Origin of the sequence: Rhizobium sp. CRRU65, from assembly GCF_048551595.1 — a bacterium.
Taxonomy (GTDB): Bacteria; Pseudomonadota; Alphaproteobacteria; order Rhizobiales; family Rhizobiaceae; genus Rhizobium; species Rhizobium leguminosarum_J.
Map to the genome: position 1 here is coordinate 172,882 of NZ_JBLYZH010000006.1, position 13,884 is coordinate 186,765.

The window sequence follows — 13,884 nt, forward strand, 5'->3', positions numbered from 1 at the left end:
TGAGTTCAAATACATCAATCTTTTCAAGAGATTTGGTGGGTGATGTAGGGCTCGAACCTACGACCCGCTGATTAAGAGTCAGCTGCTCTACCAACTGAGCTAATCACCCGTCCGCGCTTGGCTGCGCGGTGTGACGGGGCGTATAAACAGGATCGGCAGGCTTGTCCAGCACATAGGCAAAATTTCTTTGGTTAATCGCGAAGATTTTTCGGCATGGCTGAAATGCAGCGCACGATCCCGAAAGTCGGAATCGATTTTCGGAAAGGATTATGCGCGGATTCAAAGTGATAGATCGTTCTTAGCGCTGATCAAATCAAAGGTCGAGCGTGCCGCTGGCCAGCCGCACAGCCTGGCCGCCGATCCGCGCGTTGGAGATCGCCCCGCCGTCGACATCGATATGCAGGTGGATGAAGGACGGCCGGCCCATCTCGACGCCCTGCTCGATCATGATCGGGTGATGCCCGTCCGTCAGCCGGTCGAAATGGTGGATCGCGCCGGAGAGCGCGGCTGCCGCCGAGCCGGTGGCCGGATCTTCGACGATGCCCATGCCGCTTGCGAACATGCGTGCATGGAACTTTGCCACGTGGTTGATTCCACCGCGGCAATAGACATAGGCCGAGGCAAGCGCGCCATCGACGAAGGGCACGATCTTTTCCCAGAGCTGCGGATCGAATTCCACCCGCTGCGTGGCTCCGACATCGTGCACCGGAATGAGCAGGAAGGGAACGCCGGCGCTCCAGACCGACGGGACGTGATTTTCGAAGCCGATCTCGGTCACCTTCAGCGATAGCGCGTCGGCGATGCCGAGCTTGTCGAGCGGCATGATGGCCGGCTGCGATTTGCGCGGCAGGTCGAATTCGGCAAAGCTCGCCTCCCCCTCTCTCAGCCGCACGGCGCAGCGCACCGGCCCGACATTTTCCTCGAGCACCGAGACGAGATCGCGCGTCGCAGCACCATGCGCCCGTTCGGCCAGCGCCACCGCCGTGCCGACCGTCGGATGGCCGGCAAAGGGCAGTTCGCGCCCCGGCGTGAATATCCGGAGCCGCGCCGCGTAGGCGGGATTGGTCGAAGGCTGCACGAAAACCGTCTCGGAGAGATTGATCTCCCGGGTGATCGCCTGCATCGCCTCGTCGCTGAGATCGTCTCCGTCGAAGATCACCGCCAGCGGATTGCCCGCAAGCTTTCGATCGGTGAACACGTCATAGACGCTGTAGCTTCGCGCCACATCGGCCTCCTTGAATCGTCATCGCGCCGCCAACCTGCCCGACCACGCGAGCGAGTGCAAGGCGCTAAAACGCGTCACGTCAACCGGATTCGCACGACGCGCTTTCGATCGTTACGTGATGCGTGTCGTTATCCCGAAACGCTACATGGCTTTGGGCGGCATAGATCAACTCCGCTCGGCCTTACCGAAATACCACTCGATCACAGGCAACATGGCGATGTTATAGGCATGGGCGGAGGGATCAGCCGAGCGGATCGCCACCGCGCCCGCGATCTCCTGGTCCTCGGCGACGAGCATATGCCGCTCGATCCGCTCGATCATCTCGTCCGCCGTCATGTCGAAGCGGAATAGCCGCAGCAGCGTCACCGTGCGCTTGTTATGAGTGGCGAACAGCCCCTCGCCCGCGACGGATTCGGCAAGATCGAGCCCGGTCTCCTCATGGACCTCGCGGCGCATGTTCGCCTCGATGTCGCAGCGCCCGTCGACGATATCCTCCGGCTCCAGCGAGCCGGCGGCGAAATAGACCTGGCCGGGATTGGCGGTATGGGCGCCCATGCGGATCGCCACCAGTGCGCCATCGGAGGTCTCGAGCACCGGATAGGCGAAGATGTGAATGCCGCCCTGACGCCGCGGCTGCCGGCGCCACCACATGAAGGCCGAAAAGGGAATGACGTGGCCCTCGCCGGCAATCCCGTCTTCACCGAGCGATACCAACCGCTGGAACACCATGCGCCCGTCGAATAGCGCCGGATTGGCAGCAGTCTCCCTGACCCAGTTCTCCCGGATCGCCGCTTCTTCGGCGGCGACGAGGGGATGGGGACCGGGCAGAATGCGCAGATCCACGCCGGCAATCGGGAAGACCGTCGCCTCCGGCGGCCAGCCGGCGAAATCATCGGAAAAATTGATGTTGGTGAAATTCGCGTTCAAATTTGCATTCATGGGAGATCCAGTGTCATGACGACGGGGCAGTGATCGGACGCCTTCGGCCTGTCCCAGCCAGTGCGCGGATAACGCTCCACCTCCTGCCCGGGCGGGAAGACGGTGCGGTAGGGCTGGCCGCTGCGGATGATTTCGGGCAGGCACCCGGCATTATGGGCGGCGAGTGCTGGCGAAAGCCAGAGATAGTCGAGTTGGCAAAGCCACTGCTCCTGTAGGCCCCGCGCGTGATAGAGCGTCCAGCGGTCGAGGGGTTCGCGGCGGCGCACGACATTTTCGGCAAAGCCGTCGCTGCTGAAAACGTCGAGCGCGCTTGCGGTCTCGTTCTGATGTTCGAAGCGATAGCCGGTGCCCCGGCGGCCGATGACATCGACACGCTCCTGATAATCGTTCATGTCTCCGCAGATAGCGAAGCTCTTCGTGCCGGCTTGCTCCGCCCCGAAGCGATCCTCGATGATGCCGCGCACGGCGCGCGCCTCGGCGCGGCGGATCGGCATGGTCGATTGCCGCCCGTCCAACCCGTCGCGCGGATTGCCCATCGACTTGAAATGCACGACGTAGAGCGAAAACGGCCGTCCGCCGATCAGAAGGTCGAGCTCCAGGCAATCGCGCTTGAAGATCTTGTCGTCGATGCGGTTGGTGAGCGCCAGTTCCTCGTCGAAGAGATCGAGATCGCGATAGGTCGTCATCGCGTGGCTTCTGATATCCCTGAGCTCGATCTTCTGGCCATCGCGCGTTTCCTCGCGCATCAGCACGGCAACATCAATGCCGCGGCTGTCATTGCCCTCGACCAGGTATTTCTGGCGGTAGCCGTTTCCGACCATGCGGAAGAGATAGCCGTATTCGAAGGCCTGAAGGGCAGCCATGTTGTCGATTTCCTGCAGGCAGAGGATATCGGCGTCAGCGTCGGCGATCGCAAGGGCCGACATCTGCCGCGTGTCGTCGGTCGCGGCAATCACCCGCGCCTGCTCAAGCTGCTGATAGACACCCTCGCTCGACACCTGGAAAAGCTTGATGACCCGGTCCTGGCGCAGCTGGTTGCGGAAGCCGGTGAAATCGAAACGGGTGAGAAGATTTTCGACATTGAAGGTGGCGAGGCGAAGCGACATGGGAAGGATCCGGTTGCGGGCAGTACCTTATCCGGCAATAGCCGCGGGAAAAGATGGCAGGGTGAAGAAATATGCGAATAATCACTCCTCCTGGATCCCCAGAGGCGATTGCTTGTGACTTGGGCGGCAGACATTCCGCCGCAAGCCTCGGATAGTTCTGCTCAGAGGATAATCGCCGTTCCGGCGCGGGGGCATTTCATGAAGCGGGTTCTTGCATCGTTTGCGGTTCTGACGTCCCTCGCCGGCGCGGCCCTTGCCGACACCTATGGCGCCATCGCCTACTCGCCGTCGACCAGCGCCATCGGCTGGTCCTATGCTCATGCCAACCGCGGCGACGCCGAAACCGTTGCCCGGCGCAACTGCGACAGCAGCGCCAACGATTGTCGCATCGCTATCTGGTTCCGAAACGGCTGTGGCGCGGTGGCCGTCGGCCATCGCAGCGGCTGGGGCTCCGGCTGGGGTTATGATGGCCGCGAGGCCCAGCGCCAGGCGATCCGCAGCTGCAGAAAGCAAACCGGCAGCTGCCACGTCATCCGCTGGCAATGTTCCGGCAGCGAATGATACGGCTAAACCACAACGCGATGCATGCCGGCGAACTGGCAATCGAAATTCCAGTTTTAAGCGCTTTTTAAGCGGGCGGCTTCTTCATCTCGGACAAGGCTGTTTTCTCGACGCCGGAAAACCGGAGCGACCGACCGACAGGCCGAATGAGGCAAAAGGCTTGACGAAGACCCGCCGTTTACCCGGGCAAGCCCGGAGGCGAGACGATCAAGCGAACCGACTGCCTAGACGCATTACTTAACGGCGTTGGCTTCAGATCCCGCCGGGCGGGCTTGAGGTGGCGCCATCGTGAGGTTGGCTATGCCCACCATCAGAACTGCTCGACGAACTCCCGTTGCTCGAACCGCCATGTAATTCACTTGGCCTAAAAGTTCGGGTTTTCCATCCGTCGCCCCGTTTCTGCCGCTCTAAAGATGGGCATCCCTGAAGAACGCTCGCGGCACTTAAAAGAACAGCTGAAAGCACGAAAACGGATCGGATACGCCTTACTTGAATTGGCATGCGAGTATGGTCCCTCAATAAATGATTGTCGCGCGGGCTTTACTTGACCCATCGCGCGCGTAGTGATTTAGCCGTTTGCTTCCATCACGGATTACTAGACCGAAGATATTCAACTTTTTGGCGATTCGAAAGAAGGCACCGGCGACTTCAACCTCATATCGTCGGGCTTCGATTGGTGTCACCGTAGAAGTCTAGCCCCGCCTTCCTCAAAGCCGCCAGCCGGCGCGGATGACGACGCGCACCGTCTCGCCAGGCACGACAGCCACGCGGCTGAAGGCGCGCAGTGTCTGGCTGTTGCCGAGCGTCAGTTTCACAGCATAACGCTCGCCCTCGAAGAGTACGGATTCGACAGTTGCTGGAGCCCCCTCGCCGCCGATGACCACATCTTCCGGCCGCACCAGAACATCGGCGTCATCGCTATTGGCAGCATGAAGCGCATCCTGAAGCTCGTCCCACTCCAGATGGCGTTCACGGCCCATGAGCGGCAGCGTGAGAATGGCCCCTCGCCCGATGAGCCCACCGACGATGCGCCCTTCCGGCCGTGCATAGATTTCCGCCGGCGGCGCCACCTGCAGCAGCCGCCCTTCCGACATGACGGCGACGTCGGTCGCGAGCGCCATCGCCTCGCTCTGGTCGTGGGTAACATAGATCATCGTCGCGCCCGAGCGCTGGTGGAACTCGCGAAAAGTCTCCTCCATCTCCTGTTTCAGGTGCCGGTCGAGATTGGCAAGCGGCTCGTCGAGCAGCACGACGTCGGGCGATGTCACCAGGCAGCGGGCGAGCGCCACGCGCTGGCGCTGGCCACCGGAAAGATCGGCCGGACGTCGTTCGGCGTAGTCGGCGAGCCTGACGGTGCCGAGCGCGTCGCGCACCTTCGCCCGGTAGGCTTCACCCGAGATGCCGCGCACTTTGAGAGGATAGCCGACATTGTCGGCAACACTCATATGCGGCCACAGCGCGTAGGACTGAAAGACCATCGCCATGTTGCGCCTTTCCGGCGGCAGCGACTGCGCGGCATCGGCAAGCAATCTCTCGCCGAGATGGATCGAGCCGTCGCTCGGCGTCTCGAAACCGGCGATCATCCGCAGCACTGTCGTCTTGCCGCAACCCGAAGGCCCGAGCAACGCCAGGAAGCCGCCCTCGCGCACATCGAGCGAAAAGCTGCTGAGGGCGGCGCGCCCGGTGCCGAAATCCTTGCCGAGCTGGTTGAGGATCAGCCTCGCCATGGGATCACCCCTTTCGGCAGTCGTTTCGCCAGAAGTTCGAGCAGCAGCATCAGCACGACAACCATGAGGACGACGAGCACCGAGAGCGCCGAAGCAAGATCCGAGCTGCCGCTGTCGTCGAGATTGTAGATGGCGACGCCGAGTGTCTGGGTGCCGGCAGACCAGAGCAGCGCCGAGATCGTCAGCTCGTTGCAGGCGATCAGGAAGACAAGAATAACGGAGGCGCCGGCGGCCGGTGCAATCAGCGGCACGATGATATCGGCGAGCCGGCGGAAGAAGCCGGCGCCGGAAAGCCGTGCGGCCTCTTCCAGCGCTGGATCGAGCTGGTGGAAGGCGCTGACTACGGGTTTCAGGCTGACGGCGAAAAACGAGGAGAAATAGGCGATCAGGATGATCCAGATCGTGCCGTACAGCGAGATGTGGAGGATCGGGATGGGTGCCGCAAACACCAGGATGAAGCAGACCGACATGACGATGCCGGGCAGCGAATAGGGTATCTCGATCAGGCTGGAGACGATGCGGGAAGCCGCATCCTTGCGCCGCGTCAGCGTGTAGGCCGCGAGCACTGTCACCACGAGGAGGCAAAGCGCGGTCGCGCCGGCGAGCGACAGCGAATTGATAAAGGCGGTGCGTGTCACCGTCTGCCGGAACAGGATCTCCTCGAAGGCATGCAGCGACATGGTCTTGAAGTTGAGCGGCACGCCATAAGCAGGCACCAGCGCGCCGGCGACCAGCGCGAAAAACGGCGCGGCCAGCATGAAGAACAGGATCACCCAGAGCAGCGGCGTGAAGAAGAGGCGCCAGGCGCCGAGTTCGAAGGCGGCGCTCGCTCCTGATAGCCCGATAACGCGGTAGTCGCGGCCGCGCAGCGCCCGGTCCTGGATCATGAGGCCGACGACGGAGATGATGGCGATGATCGCCGAGAGCACGGCGACATCGCCGAAGGTGCGGCTGGTGAAGGCGGAAAACTTGGTGAAAATCAGCGTCGGCAGCGTGAAGATCGAGGCAGGAATGCCGAGAATGGCGGGAATGCCGAAATTAGGTGCAGGAGACGAAGGAGATTGCCGCTCCCGCGATGATGCCGGGCAGCGACAGGGGCAGGATGATGTCGCGGAACACCCGCAGGCTGGAGGCGCCAGAAAGCCGTGCGGCCTCGACGCCGTCGCGCGGCAGCGTCATCAGCCCGGCCCGGAGCGCCAGATAGACCAGCGGAGCATGCTGCACACCATAGAGCAGCGCGATGCCGCCGACCGAATAGAGCGGCTGCGGCGTACCCATCGGCGGGGCGATATGCAGCGCCTTCAACAGCGGGCTGGAGGGGCCTGACATCTGCACCCAGGCAAGCGCCGTCACCTGCGGCGGGATCATCATCGGCAGCACAAAGAAGAAGCTGAGCGGCCCCTTGGCGCGGATATCGGTCAGCGTCAGCAGGAAGGCAAAGAGGCAGCCGATGACGAGCGAGATGATCGTGCCCAGAATGGCGGTGACGACGGTGTAATAGGTCGCCGACCAGAGCGAGGTTTCGCCGAGAACCGTCATCACGCCGCCATCAGCAAAGGCCGCTATTCCGACCATGGCAAGGCGGGCGAGCGGCAGCACGCTGAGGATCAGGACGATGATGACGACAAAAGGAAACAGCCAGGCGGGCTGGCTGTTTCCGGTTTTGATGTATCCGTGCATGAAAGGATCAGTTCGAGCCGTAGATGCCCGAGAAGGTCTTGAGATCCTGATCGGTATTCTTCAATGCTTCGGCCGCCTTGATCGGCAGGACCTTGATGGTGTCGCGCGCCGGAAAGCCTTCCGGCAGCTTCATGCCGTTGCGGGCCGGGATGTAGCCGAGCTTCAGGAAGCCTTCCTGGCCCTTTTCGGAGAGCACGTAATCGACGAACTTCTTGGCGGCATCGGCATTTTTGCTGCTGGCGAGGATGCCGACCGGCTCGGTGACGGCCGAAACGCCTTCGCTCGGGAAGACGAATTCGACGGGAGCGCCCTTGGCCTTCTCGCGGATCGGCAGGTAATCGACAACCATGCCATAAGCCTTTTCGCCCGAGGCGACGGACTTCAGCACGGCGCCGTTGCCGCCGGCAGCAATCGCGCCGTTTTCCGCAAGCGACTTGTAGAAGTCCCAGCCGAGGCCGGGAACGGCGGCCAGCGTCTGGGCATGGATGAGGGCCGCACCCGAGGCAAGCGGGCTCGGCATGGTGACGAGGCCCTTGGCTTCCGGCTTCGTCAGGTCCTTCCAGCTCGTCGGCTTCATCGCAGCCGAGGTATTGTACATGATGCCGGTGGTGATCAGTTTGGTGGAATAGTAATAGCCTTCGGCGTCATAGAGGGCGGCGTCATACTGGGCGGCTTCCGGAGACTTGTAGGCCAGGAGCTTGCCGTCTTCCTTGAGGCGCTCCAGCGTCACCACGTCGGCAATCAGCAGAACGTCGGCAACCGGGTTGCCGGCCTGGATCTCGGCCTGGAGTTTCGCCATGATCTTCGGCGTGCCGTCGCGCACCCAGTCGACCTTGATATCGGGATTGGCGGCCATGAAGCCGTCGACCGTCGCCTGCGCATCCTCGTTCGGCTGGCTGGTGTAGAGAACGAGGTTTGCGGCCGAAGCCGGAATGGCAAAGAGGCTCGCTGCGACAAGTGCTGCGGCAGAAACGATCGTTTTCATGGGAGGGTCCTCGATTTCGATACCCCTCCCTTATTAGGGGTCGTTGACAGAGATGTGACAGGGCACGGCGGTTGGTCCACGCCCTGCGCCACAGCTTTCCCATCGACCAGTCGTGACCTCGCCACGCTCGCCTCGATCAGTTCACTGAGGATCAACTGCAGCAGATGGTTGACCAGCGGGGCCTGCCCCGCCGATACGTCGCGCAGGCAGAGCCGGTCATGGCCCGCGGACAAAACCTCCGCGGCGGCCGGCCACGGCGCTCACGCGCCTGGGCCCCTCGGATCGAGTACTACTTTGCAGCTTCTTCGATCAGTTCAGCCACCTTCTCGGGATGCGACACCATCACGACGTGGGAGGCGCCATCGACCACCACGGTCCGCTTGGAGCCTGCCCGCTCGGCCATAAAGCCAAGGGCTGCGGCCGGGATGTTCTTGTCGCCGGTGCCGTAGACAAACCACGACGGCAGCTTCTTCCAGGCGGGCTCGCCGGATTTTTCGGTCAGGGCAGCCTCGGTGACCGGACGTTGGGCAGCCGCCATCAAGGCCGCCTGTTCGGCCGGCACGTCGCTGGCGAACTGATCATGGAACTTGGCCTGATCGATATAGAGATCGACACCGCCGGCGCTGAGCTTCACCGGGGCCGCAAGCGCTCCGCTCAGCGTACCGCCCGGAAACTTGCCGGCGAGATCTGCGACTGATTCTCCGGCATCCGGCGCGAAGGCCGCGACATAGACCAGCGACCTGACGTTGTCGTGGCCGTTGGCCGCGGTCGAAATGACCTGGCCGCCATAGGAGTGACCGACAAGGACCACAGGGCCGGCGATGCTGCCAACCACGTCGGAGACATAGGCAGCGTCGTTAGAAACGCTGCGCAGCGGATTGGCGGCTGCCACGACAGAAAAACCGTCCTTGCGCAGGATTTCGACGACGCCGTTCCAGCTGGATGAATCGGCAAAGGCGCCATGGACGAGGACAACGGTCGGCTTGGCCGGTTGGGCAACGGCAGCACCGGAAAGAAGAGCCCCCGCCAGGGCGACGGCAGCAGCAAACTTGAACATTGGTCATTTCCTTTCATCGGTTGAGTTTCAAAGGAGCAATTGGGAGCCACAAGGGAATTCCCCTGCTTGCGCATCTATTGACGCAGCAAGCCTCTGCAGCTTTCCGTGTTGGGTTTGTATTTTGTGAGCGATTTCTTTGTGCACGATTTAAATAGGTGGTCTCGTCTGCCGAGTCAATAGCTTGCAAACAGATCGCGCACAAATTATATTGAGATCAAAGGAGAGCGTGATGAAAGACACCACATCAAATGATCTGGCTGACGTGCCCAAGATCGATGAAATGCTTTGCTTTTCAATCTATTCGGCAAGCCACGCCTTTAACCAGCTCTACCGTCCCCTGCTCGACGAGCTTGAACTCACCTATCCGCAATTCCTGGTCATGACCGCTTTGTGGGCGCGCGACGACCGCACGGTGAAGGATCTCGGCGAGACGCTCTTTCTCGACTCCAGCACCCTCACTCCGCTGCTGAAGCGGCTGGAAAATGTCGGTCTCGTCACCCGCAACCGAAATCCCGCCGATGAGCGCCAGGTGCTCTTGCGCCTGACGGAGAAGGGACTGGCCCTCAAGAGTCGTGCCTCCCATGTGTTCGACTGCATCGGCAAGGCTGTCGGTCTTGACGCCGAGGCTGTCAACAAGATTCGGGACACGATCGCTTCGCTTCGCGACAATATTCACAAGAAGGACAAGCACGAGAGCTGACGTGGCTTTCACCACGTCGACGCTGCGCCAAGACAATTTCCGTCGACAAGCCGATGTCATATTGTACGATCTGCCGCTCGGCTCGTGATCGGCCATAGCCGCTGCATGGCCGGAACATACCGGCGCTCAGAATCTTGCCTAAGCCTCACGCAGCCGTGAATACGCACCCATTGCTATCTCGGAGCGTTGAGGTACGTCAGTCTTGTTTCAAGGGAGGAGTTTCAATGGAATATCGTTTGCTCGGCCGTTCCGGCCTGAAGATTTCGACTTTGACCATGGGCACGATGACCTTCGGCGGCGTCGGTTGGGCGAAGACCGTCGGCGATCTCGGCGTCTCCGAGGCGAAAAAGATGATCGATATGTGCATCGATGCCGGCATCAACCTGATCGACACCGCCAATGCCTATTCCGACGGCGAATGCGAAAACATCATCGGCGATGTACTCTCCGGCAAGCGGCCGCAAGGCGTGCTGCTCGCCACCAAGGCCCGCTTTCGCATGGGTGACGGCCCGAACGACCAGGGTCTGTCGCGCTACCACCTGATCCGCGAATGCGAGGCGAGCCTTAAGCGCCTGAAGACCGATGTCATCGACCTTTACCAGGTGCATGAATGGGATGGCCAGACGCCGCTTGAAGAGACGATGGAAGCACTCGACACCCTGATCAGGCAGGGCAAGGTGCGTTATGTCGGCTGCTCGAATTATTCCGGCTGGCACATCATGAAGGCGCTTGGGCTCGCCAACGAGCACAGGTACCAGCGCTTCGTCAGCCAGCAGATCCACTATACGCTGGAAGCCCGCGACGCCGAATACGAGTTGCTGCCGATCTCGATCGACCAGGGCCTCGGCGTGCTGGTCTGGAGCCCGCTCGCCGGCGGTCTGCTCTCCGGCAAGCATCGCCGCAACCAGGCGGCGCCCGAAGGCACGCGCCAGTTCGCCGGCTGGACCGAACCGCCGATCCGCGATGAGAACCGCCTTTGGAACATCGTCGAGACGTTGGTCGCAATCGGCGAAGAGCGCGGCGTTTCGGCGGCACAGGTGGCTCTGGCCTGGCTGATCGGCCGCAAGGCGGTGACCTCGGTCATCATCGGTGGCCGCACCGAAGCCCAGTTCCGCGACAACATCGCCGCCGCCGAGCTGAAACTCACGGACGAGGAGCGCAAGCGCCTCGACGCAGTCAGCCTGCCGCCAGTGATCTATCCCTATTGGCACCAGCTGAACACGGTGAGCGACAGGCTTGGTGAAGCCGACCTCGAGCTGTTTGGCCCGCATGTCCAGCAATAGGCGATAGCGGATCAAGCATTGCACGGCGAAAGACAAAGCATGTCGTGGTCGCAAAAGTGTGCAGCGGTTTTGCGACCACGACATGCTCAAATCAAAGACCTAAAGTGTGGCAGGCGAATCTGAAAGATCGCGTCATACATTAGCCGTCATAAAAGATGCACTTTCGCCGTGTTATCGTGAAAGCCCCGCTAACCCGCGAGGTTCCCCATGCTGAAAAATTACAAGGTCCTGAAGGGTACGGCGAGCGCCGTTGCCCTTGACGACGACAACGATCCCCATATCGAAATCCGCATCGAGGCGAACGGCGTCAGCTACCGTATCGCGCTCAACGTTCGCTCCAAGGAATCGCCGCACGACCTGCTCTACGCCAATATCGTCGATTTCAAGCACCCGGTGCTGACGGAGGCGCTCGAAGCCCTGGCGATGGGCCTGACCGATATCCGCAAGGAACGGCCGGAGCTTGCGATCGACTATGTCCGCGGCGGACTGATCGAACGCGAGGACATGAATGTCGCGCCCTTCCAGCTATCCGGCCCGAAGAACGACCTGCGCGATTTCATCGAGCCGATCGTCCAGGAGGGCATTGCCGATTCCGACGTGCATTTCTACGCCTTCGGCGAGGCCTGGGGGCCAGAGAACAACAAGCCGGACCAATATTTCGACTTCGAACCGGGCAACGGTATCCACGACATCCACATGAACCAGGGCGACGGCGGCAGCTTCAAGGCCACCAACGGGCCGAACCAGGACGGCGCGCTGCTCGTCCATTTCAACGATACCGATGAATGGGCGGCGATCTTCCTCTGCTTTCAGTCGCAGAACTGGAACACCGATGCGACGACCGGCCATCCGGTTTCCGACAGCCGTGGCGGCCGGGGCCGCGGCGAAGGCACACGCCGGCCGCAGCCGATCGTCGCCTCGTCGCTGCGCATCGTCGCCGCGCTGATCAACCCGGTCAACGGCGAAGGCGGCACCGAGGCCGAAACGGTGACGATCATCAACCGCTCCGACATGGAGGCATCGCTCGAAGGCTGGAAGCTGGAGGACGAAAACGGCAGGACCCAGACGCTGTCGGGATCGCTTAGCGCAGGCGAGCTGCGCACCATAGCGCTCGATGCCGCAGCCGGCGGCCCGCAGCTTGCCAACCGGGGCGGTGACATCATCCTGCGCAATGCCGACGGCGCCGTCGCCGATCGGGTCGGCTACGGCAAGAGCGAGACGGCGAACGAAGGCTGGACGACGATCTTCTGATCGGCGCCCTGCCCTTCCCAGTCGGCCGGGCGACTGGATCAGCTGCCGATCTCGGCCGAGATCAGTGCGCTCAGGCGGCCGATACCATCTTCGATCATCTGCTCGTTGGCGCAGGAGAAGCTGAGGCGGATGGTGTTGGCGCCGGAACCGTCGGCGAAGAAAGCCTTGCCGGGCACGAAGGCGACCTTGGCGGTTTCGAGCGATTTCGCCAGCAGCTTGGCGCCGTCCATGCCTTCCGGCAGCGTGATCCATATGAACATGCCGCCCTCCGGCTTCGTCCAGCTGGTGTCTTCAGGCATGTATTTATCGAGGGCTGTCAGCATACAGTCACGACGTTGGCTGTAGGCGGCCTTGATCTTGGCGACCTGCGCGTCGAAGCCGCGCGCGGCGACATCTGATATCGCCATCTGGTTGATCGTCGAGGAATGCAGGTCGGCCGCCTGCTTCATCAGCACCAGCTTCCGGATGACGGGCGCATTGGCGACGATGAAGCCGATCCGAAGGCCGGGCGCCAGCGTCTTCGAGAAGCTGCCGCAATAGATCGTGCGCGTATCGTTGATATGGCCCTTCTCGGCGATCTCGAGCGCCAGGATCGGCGGGATCGGATCGCCGTCGTAACGCAGCGACTGGTAGGCCGCATCCTCGATGACGGCGATGTCGAGATCTTCTGCCAGTGCCAGGACCTTCCTGCGGCCGTCAAGATCGACGGTCTCGCCGGTCGGATTGGAGAAGTCGGTGGAGAGATAGGCGAACTTCACCTTGCCGCCGGCAGTGGAAGCGGCCGAGCGGTAGGAGTCGGGCGTCCGGTTGCCGTTCGGCGTCAGCTGGTCGTAGGCCGGTTCATAGGCATTGAAGGCCTGCAGTGCGCCGAGATAGGTCGGCCACGTCACGAGCGCGGTGTCATCAGGCGACAGGAAGAGCTTGCCGAGATAATCGAGGCCCTGCTGCGAACCGGACACGATGAAGACATTGTCGAGTTCGCAGGGGATGCCGAGAGCCGCCATCTGCCCGACCAGCCATTCGCGCAACGGCTTGTAGCCCTCGCTGACCGAATATTGCAGCGCCGAATTGACGGCGGCGGCGAAGATATCGGCATAGGCCTGCTTGAATTCCTGATCCGGAAACAGTGCCGGATCCGGAATTCCGCCGGCAAAGGAGATGATGTCGGGCCGGTCGAGAAGCTTCAAAAGCTCGCGGATCTCGGATGCGCGCATGCGCGACGAGCGCGACGCAAACATGGTGTCCCAGTTCAGCATGGGGTTTCCTCGTATTTTTCTATTCCCCCAGCAGACCATGCCGGAGAATTTATGTCAACAATGCTGACCTACTTTCTTGTCCCTGTGACAAGTTCGGAGATCTTATATTCCAAA

Annotated in this window: 11 protein-coding genes, 1 tRNA gene and 1 pseudogene; 4 read left to right on the forward strand and 9 right to left on the reverse strand. The window is 61.6% G+C overall.

Annotated features, from left to right (window positions below; translation table 11 throughout):
* Positions 1–33: 33 nt before the first annotated feature.
* The 4 genes from ACM5SV_RS14710 to ACM5SV_RS14725 form a co-directional block, all read right to left on the reverse strand.
* A tRNA-Lys gene (locus ACM5SV_RS14710) sits at positions 34–109 on the reverse strand.
* Between the two features lie 204 nt (positions 110–313).
* On the reverse strand, positions 314–1,225 hold the full coding sequence (locus tag ACM5SV_RS14715) for a PhzF family phenazine biosynthesis protein (protein ID WP_012758171.1): 912 nt from the start codon (positions 1,223–1,225) through the stop codon (positions 314–316).
* A gap of 165 nt (positions 1,226–1,390) precedes the next feature.
* A complete protein-coding gene (locus ACM5SV_RS14720; protein WP_012758172.1) occupies positions 1,391–2,164 on the reverse strand; it encodes a DNA mismatch repair protein MutT in 774 nt (257 codons plus the stop codon).
* Complete coding sequence (locus ACM5SV_RS14725) at positions 2,161–3,270, reverse strand: endonuclease/exonuclease/phosphatase family protein (protein ID WP_222014156.1); 1,110 nt, start codon at positions 3,268–3,270, stop codon at positions 2,161–2,163. The genes ACM5SV_RS14720 and ACM5SV_RS14725 overlap by 4 nt, the downstream gene beginning before the upstream one ends.
* 198 nt (positions 3,271–3,468) lie before the next feature.
* Here ACM5SV_RS14725 and ACM5SV_RS14730 point away from each other — a divergent pair, with 198 nt between their 5' ends.
* Complete coding sequence (locus ACM5SV_RS14730; RefSeq protein WP_012758174.1) at positions 3,469–3,831, forward strand: DUF4189 domain-containing protein; 363 nt, start codon at positions 3,469–3,471, stop codon at positions 3,829–3,831.
* 707 nt (positions 3,832–4,538) lie between these two features.
* On the opposite strand, the gene ACM5SV_RS14735 is transcribed toward ACM5SV_RS14730, so the two are convergent.
* The 4 genes and pseudogenes from ACM5SV_RS14735 to ACM5SV_RS14750 all read right to left on the reverse strand — a co-directional run bounded on the left by ACM5SV_RS14735 (position 4,539) and on the right by ACM5SV_RS14750 (position 9,280).
* Positions 4,539–5,558, reverse strand: coding sequence for an ABC transporter ATP-binding protein (locus tag ACM5SV_RS14735; RefSeq protein WP_222014157.1), 1,020 nt, complete (start codon positions 5,556–5,558; stop codon positions 4,539–4,541).
* Positions 5,546–7,238, reverse strand: a pseudogene (locus ACM5SV_RS14740) (ABC transporter permease). Before ACM5SV_RS14740 ends, ACM5SV_RS14735 begins: the two are co-directional and overlap by 13 nt.
* A 7-nt stretch (positions 7,239–7,245) precedes the next feature.
* Positions 7,246–8,223 carry an ABC transporter substrate-binding protein gene (locus tag ACM5SV_RS14745; protein ID WP_113545160.1) on the reverse strand — a complete coding sequence of 326 codons (978 nt, stop codon included), beginning with the start codon at positions 8,221–8,223 and terminating at the stop codon, positions 7,246–7,248.
* 289 nt (positions 8,224–8,512) lie between these two features.
* Positions 8,513–9,280: an alpha/beta fold hydrolase gene (locus tag ACM5SV_RS14750; RefSeq protein ID WP_011652698.1), complete on the reverse strand. Its 768-nt coding sequence runs from the start codon at positions 9,278–9,280 to the stop codon at positions 8,513–8,515.
* 229 nt (positions 9,281–9,509) lie between these two features.
* Here ACM5SV_RS14750 and ACM5SV_RS14755 point away from each other — a divergent pair, with 229 nt between their 5' ends.
* From ACM5SV_RS14755 to ACM5SV_RS14765, 3 genes are all read left to right on the forward strand, one after another.
* A complete protein-coding gene (locus ACM5SV_RS14755; protein ID WP_222014158.1) occupies positions 9,510–9,980 on the forward strand; it encodes a MarR family winged helix-turn-helix transcriptional regulator in 471 nt (156 codons plus the stop codon).
* A gap of 224 nt (positions 9,981–10,204) precedes the next feature.
* Positions 10,205–11,263, forward strand: coding sequence for an aldo/keto reductase (locus tag ACM5SV_RS14760; RefSeq protein ID WP_222014159.1), 1,059 nt, complete (start codon positions 10,205–10,207; stop codon positions 11,261–11,263).
* A gap of 207 nt (positions 11,264–11,470) precedes the next feature.
* A complete protein-coding gene (locus tag ACM5SV_RS14765) occupies positions 11,471–12,514 on the forward strand; it encodes a DUF2278 family protein (RefSeq protein WP_222014160.1) in 1,044 nt (347 codons plus the stop codon).
* A 38-nt stretch (positions 12,515–12,552) separates the two neighbouring features.
* Here ACM5SV_RS14765 and ACM5SV_RS14770 read toward each other — a convergent pair whose 3' ends face one another.
* Positions 12,553–13,770 (reverse strand): PLP-dependent aminotransferase family protein, encoded by a 1,218-nt coding sequence (locus ACM5SV_RS14770; protein ID WP_222014161.1) that lies wholly within the window; start codon positions 13,768–13,770, stop codon positions 12,553–12,555.
* Positions 13,771–13,884: the final 114 nt, after the last annotated feature.

What these genes read in the sequence shown, in the direction of transcription:
- ACM5SV_RS14720 (WP_012758172.1), bottom strand. Translation starts at nt 2,164, where the DNA reads ATGAATGCAAATTTGAACGCGAATTTCACCAACATCAATTTTTCCGAT.
- ACM5SV_RS14725 (WP_222014156.1), bottom strand. Translation starts at nt 3,270, where the DNA reads ATGTCGCTTCGCCTCGCCACCTTCAATGTCGAAAATCTTCTCACCCGT.
- ACM5SV_RS14730 (WP_012758174.1), top strand. Translation starts at nt 3,469, where the DNA reads ATGAAGCGGGTTCTTGCATCGTTTGCGGTTCTGACGTCCCTCGCCGGC.
- ACM5SV_RS14735 (WP_222014157.1), bottom strand. Translation starts at nt 5,558, where the DNA reads ATGGCGAGGCTGATCCTCAACCAGCTCGGCAAGGATTTCGGCACCGGG.
- ACM5SV_RS14745 (WP_113545160.1), bottom strand. Translation starts at nt 8,223, where the DNA reads ATGAAAACGATCGTTTCTGCCGCAGCACTTGTCGCAGCGAGCCTCTTT.
- ACM5SV_RS14750 (WP_011652698.1), bottom strand. Translation starts at nt 9,280, where the DNA reads ATGTTCAAGTTTGCTGCTGCCGTCGCCCTGGCGGGGGCTCTTCTTTCC.
- ACM5SV_RS14755 (WP_222014158.1), top strand. Translation starts at nt 9,510, where the DNA reads ATGAAAGACACCACATCAAATGATCTGGCTGACGTGCCCAAGATCGAT.
- ACM5SV_RS14760 (WP_222014159.1), top strand. Translation starts at nt 10,205, where the DNA reads ATGGAATATCGTTTGCTCGGCCGTTCCGGCCTGAAGATTTCGACTTTG.
- ACM5SV_RS14765 (WP_222014160.1), top strand. Translation starts at nt 11,471, where the DNA reads ATGCTGAAAAATTACAAGGTCCTGAAGGGTACGGCGAGCGCCGTTGCC.
- ACM5SV_RS14770 (WP_222014161.1), bottom strand. Translation starts at nt 13,770, where the DNA reads ATGCTGAACTGGGACACCATGTTTGCGTCGCGCTCGTCGCGCATGCGC.